Genomic DNA, 23147 nt, shown 5'->3' on the forward strand with positions numbered 1-23147 from the left:
TCTTTTTCTAAACTTGATATCCTTCATATATAAATCATGAAGTGGAGGATTCTAAGAATGAAAAAGCATGTAACAGAAGTAGTGTTTATCCTAGACAAAAGTGGGTCAATGGCAGGGCTTGAAACAGACACAATCGGTGGATACAATTCGATGCTAATTAAGCAAAGAAAAGCGGAAGGAGAAGCTTTCGTAACAACTGTATTATTCAATCATCAGTATGAACTCTTACATGATCGAATCAATGTAAGAGGCATATCTCCCATCACCGAACGTGACTATGAGGTAGGGGGAACGACAGCCTTACTCGATGCCATCGGTTTTTCCATACAAAAAATCGGTAATGTCCAAAAATACACAAGTAAAGAAGAGCGCGCTGATAAGGTCCTATTCGTCATCACAACAGATGGCATGGAAAATGCCAGTCGGGAATTTACCCCTGAACAAATCAAGAAGATGATCAAACATCAAAAAGAAAAATATGGATGGGACTTCATCTTTCTAGGGGCGAATATCGATGCCATTTCAACGGCTGCACAGTTTGGAATTGATGAAGACTTCGCGGTAGACTACCATGCCGACAACCTTGGAACAAAATTAAATTATGAGATGGTAAGCGAGGCCGTAGTGAAGGTTCGAAGCGGGAAGAACATTGATCGGAGCTGGAAAGAAGGGATTGAGAGGGATTATCAGGGGCGATTGAGAAAGAATTAGGGAAGTTCTAAAATTGTCGTTTTTTGCATAACCTTATATAAATTTTTCCGGGGTAGGGACAAAGGAGAAATCTGAGACTAAGTCCCTACTGATTTTAGGTTTTTACTAATTTCTTAGAGTTAGACATAGTTAGGAGCGGTTATTCATTTTACATTACAAATTGTTAATAAAATCAAGAGCCTCTTCCAGCTTAGCTTCCAATACCATATTCTTTAAAGTGATTGATTCGATGAGATTATTGGTGTTCTCGTTGGCTTGAATTAAATCGTTAATAATATCTGTAGACATGTTTGAAATATTGCTAATTGAAGAGTTTAAGCTAAATGATACTAAGACAATTAGATTACCCATGGCTTCCTCTTCAGATGCGATTGAATTTATAATATTGCTCAAGTTTGTTTCGATTTGTAGAATTTGAGTTTCATTTAATTCAACTTGTCGTAATAAGAAAAGAACATCTTCTAGTTTTGCTTCTAAGATAATGTTTTTCTGAACGATTGCGTCAAAAATACTACTTACACTATTATTCATTTCGAATCTTTGGGCCGTCGTAGGTCCAAAATTGCCGGCTCTATTTATTTTTTGAGCTTCACTATCAATTAGAGTAGCCAAACTTGTTTCTTCATTGCTTATAGCATTAATTAATAATATTAAGTTATTGATAACATTTACAATGGTGACCGGTAAAACAACCCCTACTGAAATTAGAAATTCGATAAACTGAATAACATCTCGGAGTTTCCGTTGTAACACAAAGTTTTTCTGAACGATTATTTTTATGAGGGCCCTTACACTTTGATCCAACTCTAATAATTCCTCTACAGAAGTGGCAATTGGAAGAGCGGTATTTATCTTTGTTGCTTCTGCATCAATTAAATCAGCTAGTGCATTTTCTTCATTAAATATACTACCAATAATATTGGCAAATTCAATTAGTAATTGTTGTACCGAATAAGATCCTACATCTTGTTGTCTCAATGTATTTAGTACATCACGAAGTTTTCTTTCTAATATAACGTTTTTCAATAATACATTTTTCATTGTTCTGGTTACAGAGCGGTTAATTCTTATCAAATCGTTTATTGTAACACTTTCAACCTCAACGGCCGCTTGTATTTTATTAACCTCTGACAAGATTAAATTCCGCAAACCAATTTCTTCAGTTGCAATTGATCCAATGACATTGATTAGAGTTGAACTTTGTAATTGGTTGATTTGAATAGGCTCATCATTTTGACTATTGGTCATAGTAAACACCCTTTCGAATTTATTACTATAAAGTATTCAATTTATAAAAATATTGAACGGCGCTTGTCCTACTTATACGGTATTTTTGTTAATTCATTAAGTTTTATTATAAAACATTTCATCCGAATGAACTTTAAGTGATCAGTGGGTGAATATTTCTGCTTAAAAGTTGGATATATTGTGTCAAATACAGGAGTAAATATCTATAAAAGAAAGTAGGATGGTATAATCAAACGTGTAGAAAGAAACAAGGGAGTGAAACAATCATTGAAGATCAGTAACTATCTAGCGATTCTACTAACCATAGCGGTATTAGTTGGATGTAATAAAGCTGGCACAAATGAGGAAGCTTCTTTAAAAGAAAAAGAGCTTGAACAGATTAAAGAATTGGTGCGTGATTATAGTTTAGGCACCATTAAAAACGAATCTGCTTCGATTACTTCTGAACATCTGATTGTGAAGAAAAGTAACGGAGATGAGGAAATCTATGACTTGCCCGAAGATGAATTTTTCGTTTCAATTGCTCCTTACGTGAATGAAACCCATCCTTGAACGAATCATAGCTTGACAGGTTGTCAAGGTGAACTAGTTGAAGAAACGTTTGATGTATTTATCGAAGATATGGACGGCAATGTCGTTTTAAATGAAGAAGTACTCTCTCAAAGTAATGGTTTTTTCGATTTATGGCTTCGGCGTGATCAAACCTATAAAGTGAAAATTGAACATGATGGAAAAATAGTAAAATCCGAAATATCTACTTTTGAGAATGATGGTACTTGTATTACAACGATGCAGTTATACTAAGTCACAAAATTTGATACTTCGCACTGAAAATTAGAGAGCAGAGGATAATCCTCTGCTCTTTCCGTTTCTATTAAGACATCTTCCGTGTGTTTTAATCCTGCATGGCTCCTGCCTCTCTGGAAGTCATTGCACCTTTCCCTTGACTTACATCTTTTTGTATTTCTTCTTTCACTTTGTGTGCATCTGTACCAGCGTATTCTGGTCTCATAATATTTTTAGACTGTTGGTTCTGTTGCAAAAAAGTTCCTCCTTTATATGTTTATTATTGGGAAAGTCTTAAGCCATATTATGTTGTGCATTTAGGGATATACTACTTCTGAGAATCATTGGAATCGAGGCTCTAACCAAAATCTGCGTATTCTTTATGGTGATGATGAAATTCTTCAAAAAATTTATGTATTCTAATCATTTTTTCGCTTTTGTCTTTACGTATCACCTGTCATAAATTTGGTAACTTTATTGTGTAAAAAAATAAATAATTCTCCTATTCTGGGACATACTCTTTTTGTTATCGTTTTTCCCGTTCAAGCTATTTTTCCATTAATCATGCTACATCAATTGATAGAGGTGGGACTTTTTGAAATGTTCACAATGTGATTACGCCAATCCAACTGGTTCGAAGTTCTGCTTAAGCTGTGGCGAAAAGTTCCTTAAAATGAATACACCACAGGATGAAAGCAGCTTTTTTTATGAGTTTGCTAATTATGTAAATGTGGTACCAAAGGTGGAACGGTCGGTTGAACCAAAATTTGTCAATATCTTTTCCCGTGTTTTTGCTGATCATAGTGAACTAGAAGCGGAACGCTTGTTTATTGTGGGAACAGCACTTACTACACCAAAAATATCGGAAGTAAAAGATACATGGCCCAAACCTTGGCTATTTGCGAGGTTATTCATTATTGCACTACTAGTTTTTGCGGGATTTTACGTAGGTGCGAGTTACTTTGGAAATGCAAACTTTCTTCCGGGCCTGATCATTGTTGGTGCATTTGGGGTTCCGTTGACCACGTTAATTTTCTTCTGGGAGATGAATGTACCGCAGAACATTGCAATTTACCGTGTGATCTATGTGGTGTTAGTTGGCGGTATTCTCTCCATGTTAATTGCACTCGTGTTTTTCGACATTCTGAAGAAAACCATCAATCCGATTACCATTGGAATCATTGAAGAGCTTGCCAAAACCATCATCGTTATTACGTTTGTTCACTACAGAAGGTACAAATATATTTTAAACGGTTTGCTTATCGGTGCTGCAGTCGGGGCAGGTTTTGCCGCTTTTGAAACAGCAGGGTACGCACTTAGAGCACTGCTTTCGGGAGATGCAGTCAGTCTGTATGGAACGATCCTATTGAGAGGCTTCTATGCTCCTGGTGGGCATGTTGCGTGGGCGGCTTTGACCGGTGCTGCGTTCTGTAGAGTACAAAAGGACCAACCTTTTCAATTTAACATGCTATTTCATTATCAATTTTTACAAGTGTTTATTTTAGTAGTGGGGATACACGCTTTATGGGACACATCGATTCCTGGAATGTTTCCCTTTGGACATGTCATCTTAATGGCTATGTCATGGCTTGCTGTTTTTTTGTTCATTCGTGCTGGTTTGAAAGAGATAGGCGAGAGAAAATTAATGTCTTCTAAGTAATTCTTAATAAAAAATGCTGATTTCATCTTAGAAATCAGTATTTTTATTAAGAATTTCTGTTTCTGTAAACGATTTTAAGCTTATTTTAAGCTTTAAATCTGAAAATGGACAAGGATGGTCTTAAAACAGATATAGAGCAGGAGGAAATTCATTGTCCATTTCAATTTCAACAAACGGTTATTCCAATTACATGGTTAAAAACCAAACGGCTAACAAAGTACAAAACCTTCAGTCAAACAACAACCTATTAGGGGTCAATTCAGATTCCCTCATGATTAGTGCAGAAGCGTTAGCCAACTTGTCTTCTACCGCAAATACAACGATTCTACCTTCAGGAAACTACACCAATACCATACGTACCGAACCACTGACAACCGAAGAAATGAGTTCATATTTATCTAGAATGATAGAAAGACTTAGCACAAGAAATTTAGAATCTGAAGAGAGTGAATCAGCAAGTAAAGGAGCCTCTACTATTTCTACATTGAAGGAAACGCTAGCAGGGGTTGATTTAACGTCTGCAAAAGATGAAGAAATCGAAAGCCTTTTCACCAATGTCACAAATATATTTAAAGAGTCTCGACCTCCGAAAGAACCTCATGACCTACCACCAATCGAAATTATGGAGGGAGTGACTTCAACATTATCTAATGAAGAAAATAGCAATTTACTTTCAACTATTCTCAACTATTAACTTCTTCAGAGGACAATGCCGAATCTACTTTACTCAAACTACAAGAGGCACTAACAGGAGTTGACGTTTCAACAGATGAGGATGTTGAGTCTGTTTTTAATATTGTAATGGAAGTGTTGGATGAAAATATGCTAGTAGATAATCAGGCAGCAACATCTACTATATTTGAAAGTGCAGCGGATTTAACTACTGAAGAGAAGAAGTCTTTCTTAATGGAGATTATCAATAGTTTCCAATTGAGTGAAGAAGAAACAAACACAGTGTTATCTGTTTAAAGTTTATGATAGATGTCCCTCTAGAACAAAAAAAGTACTGGCCAAATATCATTTCGGCCAGCTTTTTTTAATAAACTTCTATTTATATTGTTCCAACCTATTAAAAAATTCAATAAGAAACTGATAAAAATTCCTCTCAGCCGGAGCGAGGTCCCGGTGCTTCGGTATAATCACCCCAACCGTACGCATTGCTTTAGGTGTCTCAATCGGTACTTTAACAGTAAACCGGGGAGTAGAGTCATAAAACGTGCTCTCAGGTAAGAGACTGACCCCAATTCCAGCAGAAACCAATCCTTTTAGTGCGTCCATGTCCTCACCTTCGGACGTAATTTCCGGTTCAAAGCCTGCTTCGCGACATGCTTCCACGGCAAGTTTGCGAAGAACATATCCTTTAGGAAATAAAACGAACTTGTCTGAGCGCAAATCACTTAAAGGAATCCTTTTTTTCTCAGCCAACGGATGTAGTGAAGGAATCAAGGCCACGATGTTTTCCATAAATAAAATCTTCGTGTCTAAGTCTGGGTCATTTGTTGGAACTGGGCCAAGAAACGCTAAATCAATTTCCCCGTTTTTTACGGCATCAATTAAGTTCGCATAAGATCCTTGACGCAGATGGAAGGATACATTTGGGAAATCATTCTTATAGGCAGAAATCACCGTTGGAAGCCAATATCGGGCGAGGCTGGTTGGATAGCCGATTTTAATCGTGCCTGCTTGTGGATCAAGATATTCATCTATTTTTTCTTTTGCTTCATCCAACTTTTTTAAGGAACTTTTGACATATTTCAAAAAGATATATCCAATCTGTGTGACCTTAATGTTTCTACCCACTCGTTCAAGTAGTTTTACCCCTAGCTCCTCTTCAAGCTTGGTTATTTGATAGCTCACTGCTGATTGGGCGACATTTAAATTATCGGCTGCTTCGGTCATATGTTCTCGTTCAGCTACTTCTATAAAATATCGCAATTGTCGAAGCTCCATTTTTGATTGTCCTCCCACTCATATTGATTTACGATTAATTTAATATAAATTATATATTGTTTATATGATTTTGAAAACATAAAATGTTGTTATATGAATTTTTCGACAACAATCGGCAGGGAGAGAAGAATATGACATATCATCAACTACCAAAAGCACAAGGTCTCTACCGTCCTGAATTTGAACATGATGCATGTGGAATCGGCTTATACGCTCACATAAAAGGGAACGCCACACATGATATAGTGGCAAAAGGACTATCAATGCTTTGTCAATTAGATCATCGCGGAGGACAGGGAAGTGACCCGTTAACAGGTGATGGCGCGGGACTAATGGTTCAAATACCGGATCTGTTTTTCAGACAAGTATGTTCTGACATGAACTTACCTGAAAAAGGGAAGTACGGTGTAGGAATGCTATTTTTCTCAAAGGATGACAAAGAACGGGAAGAAATAGAAGCTTATATTAATAAATGTATCGAACAAGAAGGTCAAACGGTGCTAGGCTGGAGAAATGTTCCAGTCGATGCAGGAAAAATCGGAGTTACCGCACAGGAAAGCTGTCCGGTTGTTCGCCAGGTATTTGTAGGGGACAACGAAGGTGATTCACTAGCGTTTGAAAGAAAATTATACGTGATTCGTAAACAAGCAGAAAACTGGGCAAAGGGTTCTGACTATCGTTTTTATTTTGCAAGCTTTTCAAGCAGAACGATTGTTTATAAGGGACTATTAACTCCTGAACAAGTGGATCAATTCTATTTGGATTTACAGGATGAGAGCTTTGTGTCGGCGTTCGCTTTAGTGCATTCACGCTTTAGTACAAATACATTCCCAAGCTGGGAAAGAGCACATCCAAACCGTTATTTGATTCACAATGGTGAAATCAATACGCTTCAAGGAAATATTCATTGGATGAAGGCACGTGAAACACAATTCATTTCTGAAGCATTTGGATCTGATTTAGAAAAAGTATTGCCGATCCTTGATACAGATGGAAGTGACTCGTCGATTTTAGACAATGCGCTTGAATTCATGGTTCTTGCCGGCAGAAAGCCAGCGCATGCTGCCATGATGTTGGTGCCTGAGCCGTGGTCTAATAATCCGCACATCACAGACGAAAAGAGAGCTTTTTATGAATATCACAGCTCATTAATGGAGCCATGGGACGGACCATCAGCGATTTCGTTTACAGACGGAAAACAGATCGGTGCGATCTTAGACCGGAATGGACTTCGACCAGCTCGTTATTATGTAACGGAAGATGATTATATTATTTTCTCATCTGAGGTTGGTGTCATCGATGTAGAACCGGAAAAGGTGTTATATAAAGAGCGCCTTCAACCAGGGAAAATGCTTTTAATTGATTTAGAAGAAGGACGTATTATTTCAGATGAGGAAGTTAAATCTGAGATGGCTCAAGCCCAGCCTTATCAGCAATGGTTAAATGAAGAGCTTGTTCGATTGGAAGATAGTGTAGAGTCTGAAGGAGAAGTTCCAGAAGATTTTATCGTTCGTCAAAAAGCTTTTGGATATACGTATGAAGATATTCAAAAATACATTATTCCAGCAGTGAGTGAAGGCAAAGATCCACTTGGAGCGATGGGGAATGATATGCCACTAGCAGTCTTATCTGATAAGCCGCAGAATTTGTTTAACTACTTTAAACAATTATTCGCGCAAGTAACGAATCCTCCGATTGATGCGATTCGTGAAGCCATTGTTACTTCAACGGTTTCTTATTTAGGAGCAGAAGGGAATTTGCTTCATCCATCAGCAGAAAATTGTCGTCGCATTCAGTTAGAAACTCCGATTTTGACAAACAGCCAGCTAGAAACATTAAAAGATGGAAAAGAGTTCAAAACTGCTGTTATTAACATGGTGTTCGAGGACGATTTAGAAAGCAGTCTGAAAGATATTTGCCGTCAAGCAGAAGAAGCGATTGCAGGTGGAGCGAGCTTACTAATTCTATCTGACCGTCATATAAATGAAACTACGATTGCGATTCCATCTTTGCTTGCAGTGAGTGCCCTTCATCAGCATTTGATTCGTGAAGGATTACGTACGAAGGCAAGTATTATTGTGGAATCTGGGGAAGTAAGAGAAGTTCATCACTTTGCTGTGTTGATCGGATATGGAGTGGACGCGATTAACCCTTATCTTGCGTTCTCGATTTATCAGCAAGCCGTTTCTGAAGGATCATTACCATTCACATACCAAGAAGCGGTGAAAAAGTACATTGTTTCTATGAATGAAGGCGTCGTGAAGGTTATGTCAAAAATGGGGATTTCAACGGTGCAAAGTTACCGCGGGGCTCAAATTTTTGAAGCGGTTGGAATCAGCTCTGATGTGATCGACCGTTACTTCACTGGAACGGTTTCACAGCTTGGAGGAATTGGCTTAGATACGATCGCGGAAGAGGCGAAGCTGCGTCACGCAGAAGCTTACTCTCCATTAACAGATGATACGTTAGAATCTGGAAGTAACTTCCAATGGAGACATGACGGCGAACACCATGCCTTTAATCCAGGAACGATTCACACGTTGCAATGGGCTTGCCGCAACGGCGATTATGAACTATTTAAAAAATATTCGACACTTGCCAATGAAGAAAGACTAGGATTTTTACGTAACCTATTCTCTTTCAATGGTTCTAGACAACCATTACCTATTGAAGAGGTAGAAAGCGTGGACTCAATCGTTCGCCGTTTTAAAACAGGCGCGATGAGCTTTGGATCCATTAGTAAGGAAGCACACGAAACCTTAGCAATTGCCATGAACCGTTTAGGTGGAAAAAGCAATAGCGGTGAAGGCGGAGAAGACGCTAGCCGATTTGTACCTGATGAAAATGGTGACAACCGAGGAAGTAAGATTAAGCAAATTGCTTCTGGTCGTTTTGGCGTAAAAAGTCATTATCTGGTGAATGCTGAAGAGCTGCAAATTAAAATGGCTCAAGGAGCGAAGCCTGGTGAAGGCGGACAATTAATGGGTAAAAAGGTGTATCCATGGGTAGCAGATGTTCGTGGTTCAACACCTGGTGTGAGCTTAATTTCACCTCCACCACATCATGACATCTACTCGATTGAAGATTTGGCTCAGCTGATTCATGATTTGAAAAATGCTAATCGTCAAGCTCGCATTAGTGTGAAGCTTGTATCGAAGGGCGGAGTTGGAACGATTGCTGCTGGGGTGGCAAAAGCGGTAGCGGACGTGATCGTCATTAGCGGATACGACGGCGGAACAGGTGCATCACCAAAAACAAGTATTCAGCACGCTGGATTACCTTGGGAACTTGGATTAGCAGAGGCACATCAAACGCTTATGTTAAATGGATTGCGTGACCGTGTGGTACTTGAGACAGACGGAAAGTTAATGACAGGTAAAGATGTAGTAATGGCTGCTTTACTTGGTGCCGAGGAATTCGGCTTTGCTACTGCACCATTAGTAGTTCTTGGCTGTGTCATGATGCGTGTGTGTCATTTGGATACATGTCCGGTTGGGATCGCTACTCAAAATCCAGAGCTTCGTAAAAAGTTCACAGGTGAAGCAGATTATATCGTGAACTACATGCGCTTTGTGGCACAGGAAGTTCGTGAGATGATGGCGGAGCTTGGCTTTAGAACAGTGGAAGAAATGGTTGGGCGTACCGATGTGTTAACGGTAAGTGATCGCGCTAAATCACACTGGAAGGCACAGCATTTAGATTTAACAGCACTACTGCACAAGCCTGAAGGAGCAACAACCTTTAAACATCCACAAAATCATCGAATTGACGAAAGTCTTGATATAAAACACATCTTACCGGCTGTTCAAAGAGCATTAAAAGACGGAACACCAGTAGTAGCAAGCTTCCCAATTACAAACGTGAATCGCGTAGCGGGTACGATTGTTGGAAGTGAAATCTCAAAACGTTATGGTGAAGTGGGTCTTCCAGAAGATACGATTACGTTAAAGTTTGACGGATCGGCTGGTCAAAGCTTTGGTGCGTTTGTACCGAAGGGAATGACACTTGAATTAACGGGTGATGCGAATGATTATGTTGGAAAAGGTCTTTCTGGTGGAAAAATCGTCGTGAAAGCGGATGAACATACAAAATTCGCTTCAGGTGAAAATGTAATCGCAGGAAATGTTGCCTTCATTGGAGCTACTAGCGGTGAAGCCTATATTAACGGACGTGCCGGAGAACGTTTTGCTGTTCGTAATAGTGGCGTACATGTAGTCGTAGAAGGAATTGGCGACCATGGCTGTGAATATATGACAGGTGGACGTGTCGTTATTTTAGGCGATGTAGGGAAAAACTTCGGAGCTGGTATGTCCGGTGGAATTGCCTATGTATATACAGAGAACGAGGAAGTATTTAAAAATCTAACCAACCAAGAATTGATTGAATTTGAAGCAGTATCTTCTCCTGCTGAACAGGATGAGCTAAAAACATTAATACAAAACCATTACCGCTACACAGAGAGTGTGAAGGCGAGTTGTATTCTAGAAGACTGGGCAAAATGTGTCAGAAAATTTGTCAAAGTCATTCCAAAAGATTACAAACGAATGATCACTTTGATCGACGAGCAAAAACTAGCAGGGTTATCGGAAGAAGAAGCCGTCATGAGCGCCTTTTTAGCGAATTCCGGAGCAACATCAAAACCATCGAAACAGCAGGAAGCTGCCATCCGCTAAGAAAGGGGAGTAAAAAAATGGGAAAAGCAACAGGATTTATGGAATATGCTCGCGAAAAAGCAGCAGAAAGAGATCCATTACAAAGACTAAACGATTGGAAAGAACATAAACTTCCTATTTCAGATGAGAAATTAAGCACACAGGGGGCGCGCTGTATGGACTGCGCCACTCCCTTCTGTCATATCGGTATGGAGATTGGGGGAGCTACTTCTGGGTGTCCAATTCATAATCTGATTCCTGAGTGGAATGATCTTGTGTATAAAGGGCGTTGGAAAGAAGCGCTCGATCGCCTGTTAAAAACAAATAATTTCCCTGAGTTTACGGGAAGAGTTTGTCCGGCACCATGTGAAGGTTCTTGTACAGTGGCCCTGTACGACCCGGCAGTTACGATCAAAAATATTGAACAAGCGATCATTGATAAAGGTTTTGAAAACGGCTGGATTACTCCTCGTATTCCTGCTTCTCGCTCTGGAAAGAAAGTGGCAATCATCGGTTCGGGCCCTGCTGGTTTAGCAGCAGCGGACCAGCTGAATCAAGCCGGCCACTCGGTGACTGTATTTGAACGTGCAGACCGTCCAGGAGGCTTGCTCATGTATGGAATTCCAAACATGAAGCTTGAAAAAGAAGTGGTTGAACGCCGCATTCGTTTATTAACACAAGAAGGAATTGACTTTGTAACGAATACTGAAGTGGGGAAGGACATTCAAGCGTCTGAACTTCAAGCACAATTCGATTCGGTCATCCTTTGTACAGGAGCACAAAGACAACGCGATTTAGTCATTGAAGGCCGTGAAGCAAAGGGCATTCACTTTGCGATGGATTATTTAACACTTGCGACGAAAAGTCTATTAGATTCAAATTTTGAAGACGGGAATTTCATCGACGTGGAAGGCAAAGATGTCATCGTGATCGGTGGTGGAGATACTGGTGCCGACTGTGTGGCAACTGCTCTTCGTCAAAAATGCCGCAGTGTTGTTCAATTTGGTAAGCATCCACAATTGCCATCTGAACGTACGTCTGATAACTTATGGCCTGCATATCCCAATGTGTTTACGATGGATTATGCGTATAAAGAAGCAAAAGCAAAATTTGGCGAAGATCCACGTCAATATTCCATTCAAACAACAAAAATCATTTCTGATGAGAATGGAAATTTGAAAGAGCTCCACACGATTCAAATGGAAAAACTAAAAGATGAGAACGGACGTTTCTATTTTAAAGAAATTCCAGGTACGGAAAAGGTGTGGCCAGCTCAGTTTGTGTTTATCGCGATCGGCTTTGAGGGAACAGAAATGCCTCTGTTAAGCCAATTCGGAGTAGAATCGGTTAATCAAAAGATTAAAGCTGCTAAAGGTGATTACAAAACAAACGTTGAAGGCGTATTTGCTGCAGGTGATGCAAGAAGAGGACAAAGTCTGATCGTTTGGGCAATCAACGAAGGTAGAGAAGTGGCTAGTGAAGTCCACAAATACTTGATGGTGTAAAATCGTAAACAGGTAGGCTGCTTTGGCAGCCTATTTTTTTCTATCATTCCTGTAATCAGTTAATCTAATAAACTACTAATTCCTTGCATTATGGAATTCGCTTATGTTAAAACTATCAGTAAGCAATTTTAGAATTGCTAGAACATGATTAATAGAGGTACATCATATGAACAAAACAGATTTAATCTACTCGATAGCTAAAAAATGTGACATGCCGAAAAAACACTCAAGAAAAGTAGTAAACATTATAATAGATCGAATTTCCTCCTCATTAGCAACTGGTGAACAGGTACAATTATTAGGCTTTGGAAGCTTTGAAACGCGTGAACGAACGGAGAGAAGAGGAAGAAACCCGAAAACGGGGGAAGAGATAACGATTCCAGCAACCAGATATGCCGTTTTTAGTCCTTGTACTGAGTTTAAAGACGCCTTGAAATAAAAGTAACCACACAGGGAAAACACTGTTGATGATTAATCTCCTCAATCTTTTTGGTGTGCCACCATTTTTAAGAGAAGCATTTAAGGGGATTATCGTTATCACGGCTGTTCTTTTACAGAAAAAGGAGAAAACCTCTTATACGATCACAACATAATCGTTCGAATCCAACCTCTACCTTTGGCTAGAGGTTTTTTGTTATATTCATCCTTCCATTGCCTGATGATTTAGTAGTGAATAGATAGAACTAGTTACTAAATAATAAAAACAATAATAATAAATAATTACAGATACAACTAAAAAAATACAGAACAATAATCAGCGGAATATTCTGATTTTATTTAATATTAATGTAAGCGCTTTAATTAAACTTTGAAAAGAAGAAGGGTGTGTGGGGGAAACATGTTAAAAAAGCTCAAGAAAAACAAAAGAAAAAAGTTATTAGCATTGGCCATGGTATCAACGATCGCGTTATCGGGAATCTCAACCATACCGATTAGTGCAGCAGAGAATAATTCGAATACGGTTCAATCTTCCGTCATCGCAGCAACACCCAAACTAGTGGATGAAAAATCAATTGATGCAGTTATTGCTGCGATGACACTTCAGGAAAAAGCATTTATGGTTGTAGGGGGGAATAAAGGTGGTTTGGTAGCGGAAAACGGAGAAGTCATCGGCGGTCAGTCTACTAAGGTACCGGGGGCAGCCGGTCAGACACAGGAGATTGAACGTTTGGGCATTCCGGCTATTGTCATGGCAGATGGACCAATGGGAGTTCGGATCTCTCCGACAAGGGAAAATGACAGCAATACCTATTATGCTACTAAGTTCCCTTCTCCAACCGTTCTTGGTGCCTCCTGGGACAAGGAGTTAGCAAAGAAGGTCGGCGAGGCGACGAGCCAGGAATTGAAGGCTTTCGGAATTGACCTTCTGCTTGCACCAGGAATGAATATTCAAAGTTACCTTCTTAACGGCAGAAACTTTGAATACTTTTCCGAAGACCCTGTCGTTACGGGAGAAATGGCTAGTTCGTTTGTTAACGGGGTCGAAGATAATGGAGTGGGAACAGCAATCAAACATTTTGCCGCCTTTAATCAGCGGACAAACAACAATGGAAATATGGTCGTTAGCCAGCGCGCACTTAGAGAAATTTATCTAAAAGGTTTCGAAATTACAGTAAAAGAATCTGATCCATGGTCGATCATGGATTCGTATAACATGATCAATGGAACGTACGCGACTGAAAATAAAGAGCTCTTAACCGATGTGTTAAGGAATGATTTTGAGTTTACAGGGTTTGCTATGACAGACTGGGAGTTTGGCCTGAGAGATATTGCTAAGCAAATGGAAGCTGGGACAAATCTATTGATGCCTGGGAGTGCCGCCCAGTCACAAAGAATCATAGATGCTGTGAATAGCGGGATCCTTGATGAGGCTATCCTTGACCGAAATATTAAGGAAATTCTAAAAATAGTGGTCAATACTCGAACATTCAAAGGAGAAACGGCTACAAATAAACCAAATCTCACGGAAAATGCCAAGATTTCAAGAAAAGCAGCGGCAGACGGAATGGTACTTCTGGAAAACAATAAAGCCGCCTTGCCAATTAGCAATAAGCAAAGTGTTTCCTTATTTGGGGTACCTGTGAGTGAAATCAATACGGGTGGCAGAGGAAGCGCCCTCGTCTATGCACCTTACCATGTAGGGGTGGCTGAAGGACTCCGTAATGCCGGCTTTACACTCAATGAAGAATTGATTCAAAAGAATGACCAATATGTTGCGAAGATGAGGGCCTTAGACGAATACAAAGGCACACCTGGAACATTCGGCTCGGTCGGACCGAAGCTACCTGAAATGGATATCAGTGAAGACGTTATTGAAGCAGCCAAGAATACAGATGTAGGAATCGTGGTTATCGGAACTGCTCCAGGCTCCTATGCGAACGATCGGGCAAAAGAAGACTTCTATCTCTCTGATTCTCAGAAGAAAATGGTCGAGCAAGTATCAAAGGCTTACCGAGCGCAGGGCAAAAAAGTGATTGCTGTGTTAACGGTTGAAGGTCCAATTGAAACCGAAAGCTGGAAGGATCAAGTAGATGGAATCCTGCTTTCTTGGCAGCCGGGACAAGAACTTGGAAATGCGGTGGCAGACGTCCTTACTGGGGAAGTCAATCCTTCCGGAAAATTGGCTCAGACCTTCCCGAAAGACTATGAAGATCTTCCTTACGCAGACCGTTTCCCTGGATCAGCAGACGGTTTCCCTTATGAAGAGGATATCTATGTTGGATACAGATATAATACAACCTTTGACGTCGAGCCTGCTTATGAGTTCGGTTATGGATTGTCGTATACAAAATTCAATTACAGTGGCATAAAAGTTACAGAAGGAAAGAAATTCGATGGAGAAATCAAAGTGACTGTCACAGTGAAAAACACCGGAAAGACATCCGGAAGAGAAGCTGTTCAACTCTATGTGAACGCTCCGGACGGAAAGCTTGAAAAACCTGAACTAGAATTAAAAGATTTTGCGAAAACAAAAGAATTAAAACCTGGAGAAAAAGAAGAAATTACCTTTGTACTCAATGCAAAAGACTTAGCTTCCTTTGATGAAGAGTCCTCCTCCTGGATTCTTGAAAAGGGAACCTATAAAGTAAATATAGGCGCTTCTTCTGAAGATATTAAAGGATCGGCGGTATTCAAGGTGGATAAAACGATGGTCGTTGAAAAAGTAAGTAACGTCCTAGCTCCGCAGGTTGAATTCGAGAGATTGTCACAAAGATAGTATAACCAGTGAAATTAATATAGAGGGAAAATCTAAAAGTAAATACTAATTTTCGGAGACCTCCCAGGGGGTCTCTATTTTTTTAGATGGAATGAATAAACCACCAGGCCAATGGTATAAAACATTTTAGTGAAGTATAATGAAATTAAATGAAAGGGAGGTGAGAAAGATGGAACAAATCCTACAACAAATACTTGATAAACTCCAAGTGGTTGAAAACAGCCAACTAGACATGAGAAAAGATATACATGACATCAAGACTGAGCAAGCAGAGATGAAAGCAGAGCAGGCAGAGATGAGAAAAGAACTTGGTGGATTAAAAGAAGAGCAAGCAGAGACGAGAAAAGAACTTGTTGGATTAAAAGAAGAGCAAGCGGAGATGAGAAAAGAAGTAGCTTTTTATTATGGGACAATGATGAAAAAGCTTGACGAAGTAAAAACAGAGTTAAGCAGTGAAATCAAACACATATCTTCGGTTCAAAAACAACATCAACATGTACTTGAGATTATAAACGAGAAGCAATAACCCTCATTACCTAGACCCACTTTTTCTATAACCTCTAAGTGGCTAAATTCCATATTTTATAAAGAACCCTCTGGACTCTACTAGTAATCAAAGGGTTCTATTTTATACAATTTTTTATTTTTGTACACCTACAATATTTTTAATATAAGTTTACCAAAACTTACAAAGTATTATAAACTCAAGTAAAGAAACTATCGAATGATTTGTTTTTGCTAACAAGTGAGGAGTGTTTATATGGAAAAAATGAACCTGTACTTCGACACCGCCCTTGAAGCTTGGTCCATGATGCAGAAGACGGAAGGCGATGAAGGAGCAGAATGGGCTGAGAGATTTGAACGATACTTTTATGCATTTTTTGATGAATTAAAGGTATGGTGGAACGGTCTGGATGAGAAGCCTGAAACGGTTGAGGAAGCAGAGGAATTACCAGAAATTAAAAGCTTTGCTGAAAGAATTCCTGGTCCTGTTTATATCACCTTTTTAACGGAATTAGAAGATATTTTGGATGGATTTGAGACGACTAGGTTTGATTGAAGATTAAAATATCTATAATATTCTAATGTAAACAATACCGACTTAAATTTACTGGGGAATTCAGGTAGATAAAAGTGTAATTTAACTAGATAAGGTGTGAAAAGATGAACTCAGTAAAAGCGAACAGAACGGAAAATTGGAAAAAGAACATAATATTATTTTTAAGCAGTCAGACCATCTCTCTTTTTGGATCAGCCTTGGTTCAATATGCGATGATGTGGCAGATCACATTACACACAGAGTCTGGAATGATGATGACCCTATTTATCATATGTGGCTTCATTCCAACTTTTATTTTATCGCCATTTGCTGGAGTGTGGGCGGACCGTTATAACCGAAAAATCCTGATCATTTTATCAGATGGGTTAATTGCCACAGCCACATTAATCTTAGCCATTGTCTTTTTAACAGGTTATGATGCCGTTTGGTTACTCTTCCTAATGGCAGCGATCCGTGCTATAGGAACGGGCATCCAAACTCCCGCAGTGGCAGCGATCTTGCCTCAAATCGTTCCAAAGGAAACCCTGACAAAGGTGAACGGAATAAACGGGAGTCTTCATGCAGTCATTATGTTTGTCGCTCCCATGGTGAGTGCCGCTTTATTAACTATGGCTACACTTGAAGTGATTTTCTTTATTGATGTGATAACGGCAGTGATTGCCATATTCACCTTACTAGTCTTCCTTAAAATCTCAGCTCATGAGAAAGCAATTGATCAACAAGCAACTAGCTATTTCGAGGATTTTAAGTTCGGTGTCACGTATATTAAAAGTAACCCATTTTTGAAACAGTTTTTTCTGTTCTTTGGCGTATTTTTTATCTTGATGGCGCCGGCCGCTTTTTTGACTCCGCTTCAAGTCACACGAAGTTTTGGCGACGATGTTTGGCGACTAACGGCCATTGAAATAGCATTTTCGGTTGGGATGATGGTGGGAGGTGGGCTCATTGCCTCTTGGGGCGGTTTTCCAAACAAAATTCATACCATGACATTTGCAAGCCTTTTGATGGGGATCTGTACTCTTGCCCTAGGGATTGTACCGGTTTTCTGGGTGTATTTACTGTTCATGGCTATATTCGGAATTGCTATGCCGATCTTCAATACTCCAACCACGGTTTTATTACAGGAGAAGGTAGATGAAGGGTATTTAGGAAGGATTTTCGGTGTATTTGGGATGATTTCTACTTCGATGATGCCAATCGGAATGCTGATTTTCGGCCCTATGGCAGACGTGATCAAGGTGGAATGGCTATTGGTTGGAACGGGAATATTGATTTTTATCCTTTCCTTTTTCTTAGGAGCGAATAAAGTTTTACTCGAAACGGGGAAGCCCGTAGTAGAGGAACTGGCAAAATAGGAAAATCCTATAAGAAAAAGGCTAAGAGTGTTTTAGCTAAGTGGTTCAGTTTTGTGGAGAAACATTAGAAATAACCTATCAAATCATAACCCCAATCCCATAGTGATTGGGGGCTTAATAAATCTTATTAAATCAACGATTATTGAATTATTCTACATGAATTGACATTTATCCGGATGACAATCTCTATTGTCAACTTGTTTATTAAAGTGCGAATTCTTCTGTTAAAATACTCCTGTTTTGAATAAACCACTTATTCGGACAACTAAAGGTATTCTTCCGTTCTTCCTGTCCGAATCGACCTCGTATTCGGACAAAAATAGGTAATCTCCCGTTCTTCCTGTCCGAATGAACCCCGTATTCGGACAACTATAGGTAATCTCCCGTTCTTTCTGTCCAAATCGACCTCGTATTCGGACAACAATAGGCAATTTCCCGTTCTTCCTGTCCGAATCGACCTCGTATTCGGACAACAATAGGTAATCTCCCGTTCTTCCTGTCCGAATCGACCTCGTATTCGGACAACAATAGGTAATCTCCCGTTCTTCCTGTCCGAATCGACCTCGTATTCGGACAACAATAGGCAATTTCCCGTTCTTCCTGTCCGAATGAACCCCGTATTCGGACAACAATAGGTAATTTTCCAGGTCATCCCGTCCTAATGAACCTCGTATTCGGACAAGAATAGGTGCTAATTAATATGTTCATTCAATTGCTAGATTTACTGTTATTTACTATGTGATTTATAATGTTTGTTTAGTATTTCTCCACGTTATCGGAACTACTTATGTTTAAGCTCTGAGCCTTTTTTTATTTTTATCGATGTTGATCTAAAAGAATAGGATTCCCATCTGGGTCTTCAATAGTAAAGTGTGCCGGCCCTTCACTTGATTCATTCACTCCAGAGATAATCTGGATTCCTTTTTCTTCAAGCTTTTTTCGAAGTTCTCTTACGTCCGTAAAGGATTCTAGATTTTGTGCATTTCCATCCCAGCCAGGATTAAAAGTAAGGATGTTTTTTTCAAACATTCCTTGGAAAAGCCCAATTATACAGCTATCATTCTTCATAATAAGCCAATTTTGAGAAATATCTCCTCCTAATGCTTCAAATCCAAGTTTGGTATAGAACTCCTTTGATTTATGTATATCTTTTACATTTAAACTAATAGAAAAAGCGCCAAGTTTCACTTTTCCGACCTCCTTTTAAAATCATAATTGTTAGATTTATACATTTCCTATATTCAGTATAATGGAGAGGTTGCGAATATACAATTTTTCACTAAGTTATCTAAGATGGTTTTAAGTTTTGGGGAGGTTAAAAAACTAATTAGAGAAGTGATTAGAATGGGGTCGAAATAAGAATAAATGAGTCCAATTGTAACCATAATGAAGGAGTACCCAATTTTTAGTAGAATACTTATTAGATTCGATAAAAAATTCTTTTCAAAATAGGAGGAAATCATGGGAAGACCAATTCATTTCGAAATTCACGTAGATAACATGGATCGCGCGACCAAGTTTTATGGAGAAGTATTTCGGTGGACTTTTCAAGACTGGAGTGAGTATGCAGGAATGCCTTATTTTGGGGCTGTGACCGGCACGGAAGACGAACCTGGAATTAACGGTTCCTTAATGCAACGTCAAGGTCCTCCTCCAGAACCCAACCAAGCGTTGAATGGTTCTGCTCTTACATTGGGAGTGGAAGATTACGATAGCATTGAAGCAAAAATTCTTCACAATGGTGGCAAGGTGGCCTTGCCAAAACACGCACTTCCTGGTATGGCATGGCAGGGTTATTATTTGGATACGGAAGGGAATATTTTCGGAATTCATCAACCAGACGTGAATGCTAAGTAATCGAAATTAATAGGGAACCCTACATGAGGAGAAATGTTCAGAATACCATTTGGAACCATGTTCACTTTTTATGATCAAGAAGATAAATAAGGAATCAATTATTAATAAAGGACAGGAGAAATTTTCCTGTCCTTTACAACCTTTTATACACTTATTCCTTTATCTTCTAAAATACTTGCAGATTTTTCTTTTCGAATCCCAACTATAAGTAGAACTGTTCCCCCTATAACAAACAAAGGCTCCAGCCAATTCGCCTCCGGACCACTAGTAATTCGGTGAAGCTGAAAGATCCAATGAAACACGACAATATCAAAACTCAAGAAAAGACCTGTTGCTACGATAAACCCATGGAAAAAGGATTTTGAAAACAATCGGTAAAACAAAGTCATTAGTAAAAGAAGAATGAGAATCCCGAATCCAACCGCACCAATCCGCTCAGGTCCGGTATCGGCTTTCAATCCAAATGCTAACGCATCTATAATATGAAATAGAAAATCCACTGTAAAAAAACCGACAACTGCTCCTAAAATTCTCATAAGAAAACTCCATTTCTATCCAAAAGTCAAATTTATTATACCTCTTTATCTATTAAGCTGTTAAGGGGGGAAGAAATTAAGTATCAAATGTTCTTTGTCAGAAAATATTACTAGCTTATAGATGAAACGAAAAACATATTTTTATAATAAGGCATAAGCCTAGGAATTTAACATTATGTTAAAAATAACCCCATAAAAAATTAACAATGTGACTAAAGCTAATCACAGCATCAGAAGATATAATTACATCAAGAAAAGTCAGATTAATCAAACAATTAGATAAAGGTGGGAAGTCTATGAAAGTAGCTTTAGCACAATTGAAGCCTGTTCTACATGACAAATCAAAAAATCTCAAAATGATGCTCCACCATATTCAGAAGGCATCCCAGCAGAATTGCCAGCTTATATTGTTTCCAGAGTTAGTGTTAACGGGTTATTTTACCCGGGAGAAAACGAAGGAACTCGCTGAGGACCTCAATGGAGAAAGCATCACCTTACTAAAAGAATGGGCACGTGAATACAACCTAATGATCATTGCTGGTTTTCCCGAAAAAGTACAGGAAGAGGTGTTTAATTCAGCGGTCATCATTGATCACAATGGTGAGGTAGCAGGTACATATCAAAAGGTCCATCTATGGGACGAGGAAGAGAAGTATTTTTCTGCTGGGCAGGAGTTTCCAGTCTGGAAAACCGATTTCGGTACGATTGGGGTTATGATTTGTTATGATACCGAATTTCCGGAAACTGCTCGAATACTAGCGGAAAAAGGGGCAGAAATCATCTTGGCACCAACCGCGAATATGACACCACTAGAGCATTTGCAAAAGACATATATACAAAGTCGTGCAGCGGAAAATCAAGTGTTTGTCGCCACAACCAACCGCATTGGAGTGGAGGAGACCACCCACTTTTTTGGACAAAGTGCTGCGGCCAATCCATTTGGGAAGTTGTTGGTTCTAGGAGATGGCGAGGAAAATCAATACTATGTCGAAGTAGATGTTTCTCAAATTCAAGCAGCTAGGAATGAGTTCTGTTATTTAGCGGACCGAAGACCTCATGTGTACCAGTCGGCCATGATACGAAAGGGGGAAACAATATTATGAACAGTCCAATCATGGGATACTCTGTAATTATTCTCTTTGCCGTTATGATGACGGTCATTACCCTTTTCATCAATAAAAAGGATGGCAATCAAAATGTCGATGATTTGTTAACGGCGGGCCGAAGAGTTCCGTTTGGCCTCGTTGCTGCCAGCGTTTGTGTGGCCTGGATCTGGACGGGCACGATTATGGCTTCTGCGGAAGCGGGAGTGTGGTTTGGAATTAACGGCGGTTTTAACTATGCTTGGGGTGCTGTTGTTCCTTTTATGATTTTTATCCCGATTGCGTTACGCTTACGAAAAATCATGCCAAAAACCACCACGTTTATTGAATTCATTCGTGAGCGCTTTGGTACGAAATTAGCCAATGTGTATTTATTATTTGGAATTGCCTTGGTGTTATATGTTTGTGTCATGCAGGCGGTAGGAATTGCATATGCCTTCGAATATACCTTTCATCTAAATTTTAAGGTCGTTGCTTTTTTATCAGCGGTCCTCTTCTCAAGCTTTATTGCCATGTCTGGGCTAAAAGGCTCCATCTATAATTCTGTCTTCCAATTTTTCATTATTATGATTGTCATTTTTGTCACGATTCCTCTGATTATCAAAAGTGTGGGGTTAGAAAATATGTACGAAGGAATGCTACGGGCAGCGACGGATACGAGTCATCCACAACATAACCCAGACGCTCTGAACTTTTTTGGCTCCGCGGGTTGGATGTATGGATTATCTGCCGTTGTGATCGCGATGGGGCAGGTTGTACTTAGTCAGGGCTATTATTCAACAGCAGCAGCTGCTTCTAGTTCAAAGGGATTGTTCTGGGCGTATCTCATCGGAACCATCGTCGCTTGGCTGCCAATTCCGATGATTTTTGGAAATGTAATTGGAGGAAGTGTCTACCATTTAGGTGTCTCTTCAGATGAGCTCGGTGTATCGACGGGAGCGGCTCCGTATATATTCGATTATTTTCTCGGTAGTGGAGGGGCGATCATCTTTGTTGTAATGATCTTTATGGCAGGATTAACGACAGGCGGAAATGGTCTCGCCGGGCTTCAAGCCATGCTAACGATCGATTTTTATAAAAGATACGTAAATAAACAAGCAACCGAAAAACAACAACTCACATTCGGTCGAGGGATTATCTTCGTACTAGGAATTACCATTGGAATTTGTTCTCTATTCTTAGATGGGGTGTCCCTATTAACCATTGATATTTTTAGTGGAATTTTATTTGCTGCTCCAACGGCGTCGTTAATCATTGGCTTATGGTCTGGTCGATTAAACCCAAAAGTATCGATGTTTTCGATTGTCATTGGATTGGCTTCAGGCTTAACGGCTTACTTTATGATCGCTAATGATGATCTCAATTGGTTTGTTGGGAATATGCTATCCCTCTTTTTACCATTTCTCATTATCTTGATAAGCCTTCCATTTACTAATAAAAAGTATGACTTTAAAAAGCTGAAAAACTATCAACCGGAACATAAAATTAACCTGTAAAAGGAGGCGAT

General features: G+C 39.4%; 22 protein-coding genes. 16 read left to right on the forward strand and 6 right to left on the reverse strand.

The features are described 5' to 3' along the window. Positions 1-57 precede the first annotated feature (57 nt). The gene (locus tag ACQ5H4_RS06295) at positions 58-711 is read left to right on the forward strand and encodes a vWA domain-containing protein (RefSeq protein ID WP_430774114.1); all 654 of its coding nucleotides are present in this window, start codon (positions 58-60) and stop codon (positions 709-711) included. A gap of 153 nt (positions 712-864) precedes the next feature. On the opposite strand, the gene ACQ5H4_RS06300 is transcribed toward ACQ5H4_RS06295, so the two are convergent. Then, the gene (locus tag ACQ5H4_RS06300) at positions 865-1959 is read right to left on the reverse strand and encodes an alpha-helical endospore appendage domain-containing protein (RefSeq protein WP_430774115.1); all 1095 of its coding nucleotides are present in this window, start codon (positions 1957-1959) and stop codon (positions 865-867) included. 267 nt (positions 1960-2226) lie between these two features. Here ACQ5H4_RS06300 and ACQ5H4_RS06305 point away from each other — a divergent pair, with 267 nt between their 5' ends. After that, positions 2227-2763: a CueP family metal-binding protein gene (locus ACQ5H4_RS06305; protein WP_430774116.1), complete on the forward strand. Its 537-nt coding sequence runs from the start codon at positions 2227-2229 to the stop codon at positions 2761-2763. Positions 2764-2854: 91 nt separating this feature from the next. Here the strand turns inward: ACQ5H4_RS06305 and ACQ5H4_RS06310 are convergent, their stop codons facing one another. Beyond that, the gene (locus ACQ5H4_RS06310) at positions 2855-3001 is read right to left on the reverse strand and encodes a hypothetical protein (RefSeq protein ID WP_430774117.1); all 147 of its coding nucleotides are present in this window, start codon (positions 2999-3001) and stop codon (positions 2855-2857) included. Between the two features lie 339 nt (positions 3002-3340). On the opposite strand from ACQ5H4_RS06310, the gene ACQ5H4_RS06315 reads away from it, so the two are divergent. From ACQ5H4_RS06315 to ACQ5H4_RS06325, 3 genes are all read left to right on the forward strand, one after another. Then, positions 3341-4405 (forward strand): PrsW family glutamic-type intramembrane protease, encoded by a 1065-nt coding sequence (locus tag ACQ5H4_RS06315; protein ID WP_430774118.1) that lies wholly within the window; start codon positions 3341-3343, stop codon positions 4403-4405. A 151-nt stretch (positions 4406-4556) separates the two neighbouring features. Then, positions 4557-5099 carry a hypothetical protein gene (locus ACQ5H4_RS06320; RefSeq protein WP_430774119.1) on the forward strand — a complete coding sequence of 181 codons (543 nt, stop codon included), beginning with the start codon at positions 4557-4559 and terminating at the stop codon, positions 5097-5099. A gap of 128 nt (positions 5100-5227) precedes the next feature. Continuing rightward, positions 5228-5374 (forward strand): hypothetical protein, encoded by a 147-nt coding sequence (locus tag ACQ5H4_RS06325; RefSeq protein WP_430774120.1) that lies wholly within the window; start codon positions 5228-5230, stop codon positions 5372-5374. A gap of 78 nt (positions 5375-5452) precedes the next feature. Here ACQ5H4_RS06325 and gltC read toward each other — a convergent pair whose 3' ends face one another. After that, entirely contained in the window at positions 5453-6355 is a 903-nt protein-coding gene (gltC, locus tag ACQ5H4_RS06330; RefSeq protein WP_430774121.1) for a glutamate biosynthesis transcriptional regulator GltC, read from the reverse strand. 131 nt (positions 6356-6486) lie between these two features. Here gltC and gltB point away from each other — a divergent pair, with 131 nt between their 5' ends. The 8 genes from gltB to ACQ5H4_RS06370 all read left to right on the forward strand — a co-directional run bounded on the left by gltB (position 6487) and on the right by ACQ5H4_RS06370 (position 18144). Next, positions 6487-11028, forward strand: coding sequence for a glutamate synthase large subunit (gltB, locus tag ACQ5H4_RS06335; RefSeq protein WP_430774122.1), 4542 nt, complete (start codon positions 6487-6489; stop codon positions 11026-11028). A 17-nt stretch (positions 11029-11045) separates the two neighbouring features. After that, positions 11046-12512, forward strand: coding sequence for a glutamate synthase small subunit (gene gltD / locus ACQ5H4_RS06340; RefSeq protein WP_430774123.1), 1467 nt, complete (start codon positions 11046-11048; stop codon positions 12510-12512). Between the two features lie 166 nt (positions 12513-12678). Continuing rightward, positions 12679-12951 carry an HU family DNA-binding protein gene (locus tag ACQ5H4_RS06345; RefSeq protein ID WP_430774124.1) on the forward strand — a complete coding sequence of 91 codons (273 nt, stop codon included), beginning with the start codon at positions 12679-12681 and terminating at the stop codon, positions 12949-12951. Positions 12952-12979: 28 nt separating this feature from the next. After that, the gene (locus tag ACQ5H4_RS06350) at positions 12980-13105 is read left to right on the forward strand and encodes a hypothetical protein (RefSeq protein ID WP_430774125.1); all 126 of its coding nucleotides are present in this window, start codon (positions 12980-12982) and stop codon (positions 13103-13105) included. Positions 13106-13350: 245 nt separating this feature from the next. Then, a complete protein-coding gene (locus tag ACQ5H4_RS06355) occupies positions 13351-15729 on the forward strand; it encodes a beta-glucosidase (protein ID WP_430774126.1) in 2379 nt (792 codons plus the stop codon). A 169-nt stretch (positions 15730-15898) separates the two neighbouring features. Further along, positions 15899-16255, forward strand: a complete 357-nt coding sequence (locus ACQ5H4_RS06360; protein ID WP_430774127.1) for a hypothetical protein — start codon at positions 15899-15901, stop codon at positions 16253-16255. Between the two features lie 234 nt (positions 16256-16489). Continuing rightward, positions 16490-16789: a hypothetical protein gene (locus tag ACQ5H4_RS06365; RefSeq protein ID WP_430774128.1), complete on the forward strand. Its 300-nt coding sequence runs from the start codon at positions 16490-16492 to the stop codon at positions 16787-16789. A 104-nt stretch (positions 16790-16893) separates the two neighbouring features. Further along, a complete protein-coding gene (locus ACQ5H4_RS06370; protein ID WP_430774129.1) occupies positions 16894-18144 on the forward strand; it encodes an MFS transporter in 1251 nt (416 codons plus the stop codon). A 224-nt stretch (positions 18145-18368) separates the two neighbouring features. On the opposite strand, the gene ACQ5H4_RS06375 is transcribed toward ACQ5H4_RS06370, so the two are convergent. Together ACQ5H4_RS06375 and ACQ5H4_RS06380 are read right to left on the reverse strand one after the other, a co-directional pair. After that, positions 18369-18731: a hypothetical protein gene (locus ACQ5H4_RS06375; protein WP_430774130.1), complete on the reverse strand. Its 363-nt coding sequence runs from the start codon at positions 18729-18731 to the stop codon at positions 18369-18371. A gap of 229 nt (positions 18732-18960) precedes the next feature. Continuing rightward, positions 18961-19332: a VOC family protein gene (locus tag ACQ5H4_RS06380; RefSeq protein ID WP_430774131.1), complete on the reverse strand. Its 372-nt coding sequence runs from the start codon at positions 19330-19332 to the stop codon at positions 18961-18963. Between the two features lie 273 nt (positions 19333-19605). On the opposite strand from ACQ5H4_RS06380, the gene ACQ5H4_RS06385 reads away from it, so the two are divergent. Beyond that, positions 19606-20001 (forward strand): VOC family protein, encoded by a 396-nt coding sequence (locus ACQ5H4_RS06385; protein ID WP_430774132.1) that lies wholly within the window; start codon positions 19606-19608, stop codon positions 19999-20001. Positions 20002-20144: 143 nt separating this feature from the next. Here ACQ5H4_RS06385 and ACQ5H4_RS06390 read toward each other — a convergent pair whose 3' ends face one another. Then, entirely contained in the window at positions 20145-20537 is a 393-nt protein-coding gene (locus ACQ5H4_RS06390) for a DUF2243 domain-containing protein (protein WP_430774133.1), read from the reverse strand. Between the two features lie 296 nt (positions 20538-20833). Here ACQ5H4_RS06390 and ACQ5H4_RS06395 point away from each other — a divergent pair, with 296 nt between their 5' ends. Both ACQ5H4_RS06395 and ACQ5H4_RS06400 read left to right on the forward strand, forming a co-directional pair. Beyond that, positions 20834-21640: a carbon-nitrogen hydrolase family protein gene (locus ACQ5H4_RS06395; protein ID WP_430774134.1), complete on the forward strand. Its 807-nt coding sequence runs from the start codon at positions 20834-20836 to the stop codon at positions 21638-21640. Then, a complete protein-coding gene (locus ACQ5H4_RS06400; protein WP_430774135.1) occupies positions 21637-23136 on the forward strand; it encodes a sodium:solute symporter family transporter in 1500 nt (499 codons plus the stop codon). Before ACQ5H4_RS06395 ends, ACQ5H4_RS06400 begins: the two co-directional genes overlap by 4 nt. Positions 23137-23147 lie beyond the last annotated feature (11 nt).

Source organism: Bacillus coreaensis (assembly GCF_050586445.1).
In the GTDB taxonomy this organism is placed as follows: domain Bacteria; phylum Bacillota; class Bacilli; order Bacillales; family Cytobacillaceae; genus Robertmurraya_A; species Robertmurraya_A coreaensis.

Coding starts and splice junctions, on each gene's coding strand:
- ACQ5H4_RS06385 (WP_430774132.1), top strand. CDS start 19,606: ATGGGAAGACCAATTCATTTCGAAATTCACGTAGATAACATGGATCGC.
- ACQ5H4_RS06390 (WP_430774133.1), bottom strand. CDS start 20,537: ATGAGAATTTTAGGAGCAGTTGTCGGTTTTTTTACAGTGGATTTTCTA.
- ACQ5H4_RS06365 (WP_430774128.1), top strand. CDS start 16,490: ATGGAAAAAATGAACCTGTACTTCGACACCGCCCTTGAAGCTTGGTCC.
- ACQ5H4_RS06295 (WP_430774114.1), top strand. CDS start 58: ATGAAAAAGCATGTAACAGAAGTAGTGTTTATCCTAGACAAAAGTGGG.
- gltB (WP_430774122.1), top strand. CDS start 6,487: ATGACATATCATCAACTACCAAAAGCACAAGGTCTCTACCGTCCTGAA.
- ACQ5H4_RS06370 (WP_430774129.1), top strand. CDS start 16,894: ATGAACTCAGTAAAAGCGAACAGAACGGAAAATTGGAAAAAGAACATA.
- gltC (WP_430774121.1), bottom strand. CDS start 6,355: ATGGAGCTTCGACAATTGCGATATTTTATAGAAGTAGCTGAACGAGAA.
- ACQ5H4_RS06395 (WP_430774134.1), top strand. CDS start 20,834: ATGAAAGTAGCTTTAGCACAATTGAAGCCTGTTCTACATGACAAATCA.
- ACQ5H4_RS06360 (WP_430774127.1), top strand. CDS start 15,899: ATGGAACAAATCCTACAACAAATACTTGATAAACTCCAAGTGGTTGAA.
- gltD (WP_430774123.1), top strand. CDS start 11,046: ATGGGAAAAGCAACAGGATTTATGGAATATGCTCGCGAAAAAGCAGCA.
- ACQ5H4_RS06400 (WP_430774135.1), top strand. CDS start 21,637: ATGAACAGTCCAATCATGGGATACTCTGTAATTATTCTCTTTGCCGTT.
- ACQ5H4_RS06355 (WP_430774126.1), top strand. CDS start 13,351: ATGTTAAAAAAGCTCAAGAAAAACAAAAGAAAAAAGTTATTAGCATTG.
- ACQ5H4_RS06300 (WP_430774115.1), bottom strand. CDS start 1,959: ATGACCAATAGTCAAAATGATGAGCCTATTCAAATCAACCAATTACAA.
- ACQ5H4_RS06350 (WP_430774125.1), top strand. CDS start 12,980: ATGATTAATCTCCTCAATCTTTTTGGTGTGCCACCATTTTTAAGAGAA.
- ACQ5H4_RS06325 (WP_430774120.1), top strand. CDS start 5,228: ATGCTAGTAGATAATCAGGCAGCAACATCTACTATATTTGAAAGTGCA.
- ACQ5H4_RS06345 (WP_430774124.1), top strand. CDS start 12,679: ATGAACAAAACAGATTTAATCTACTCGATAGCTAAAAAATGTGACATG.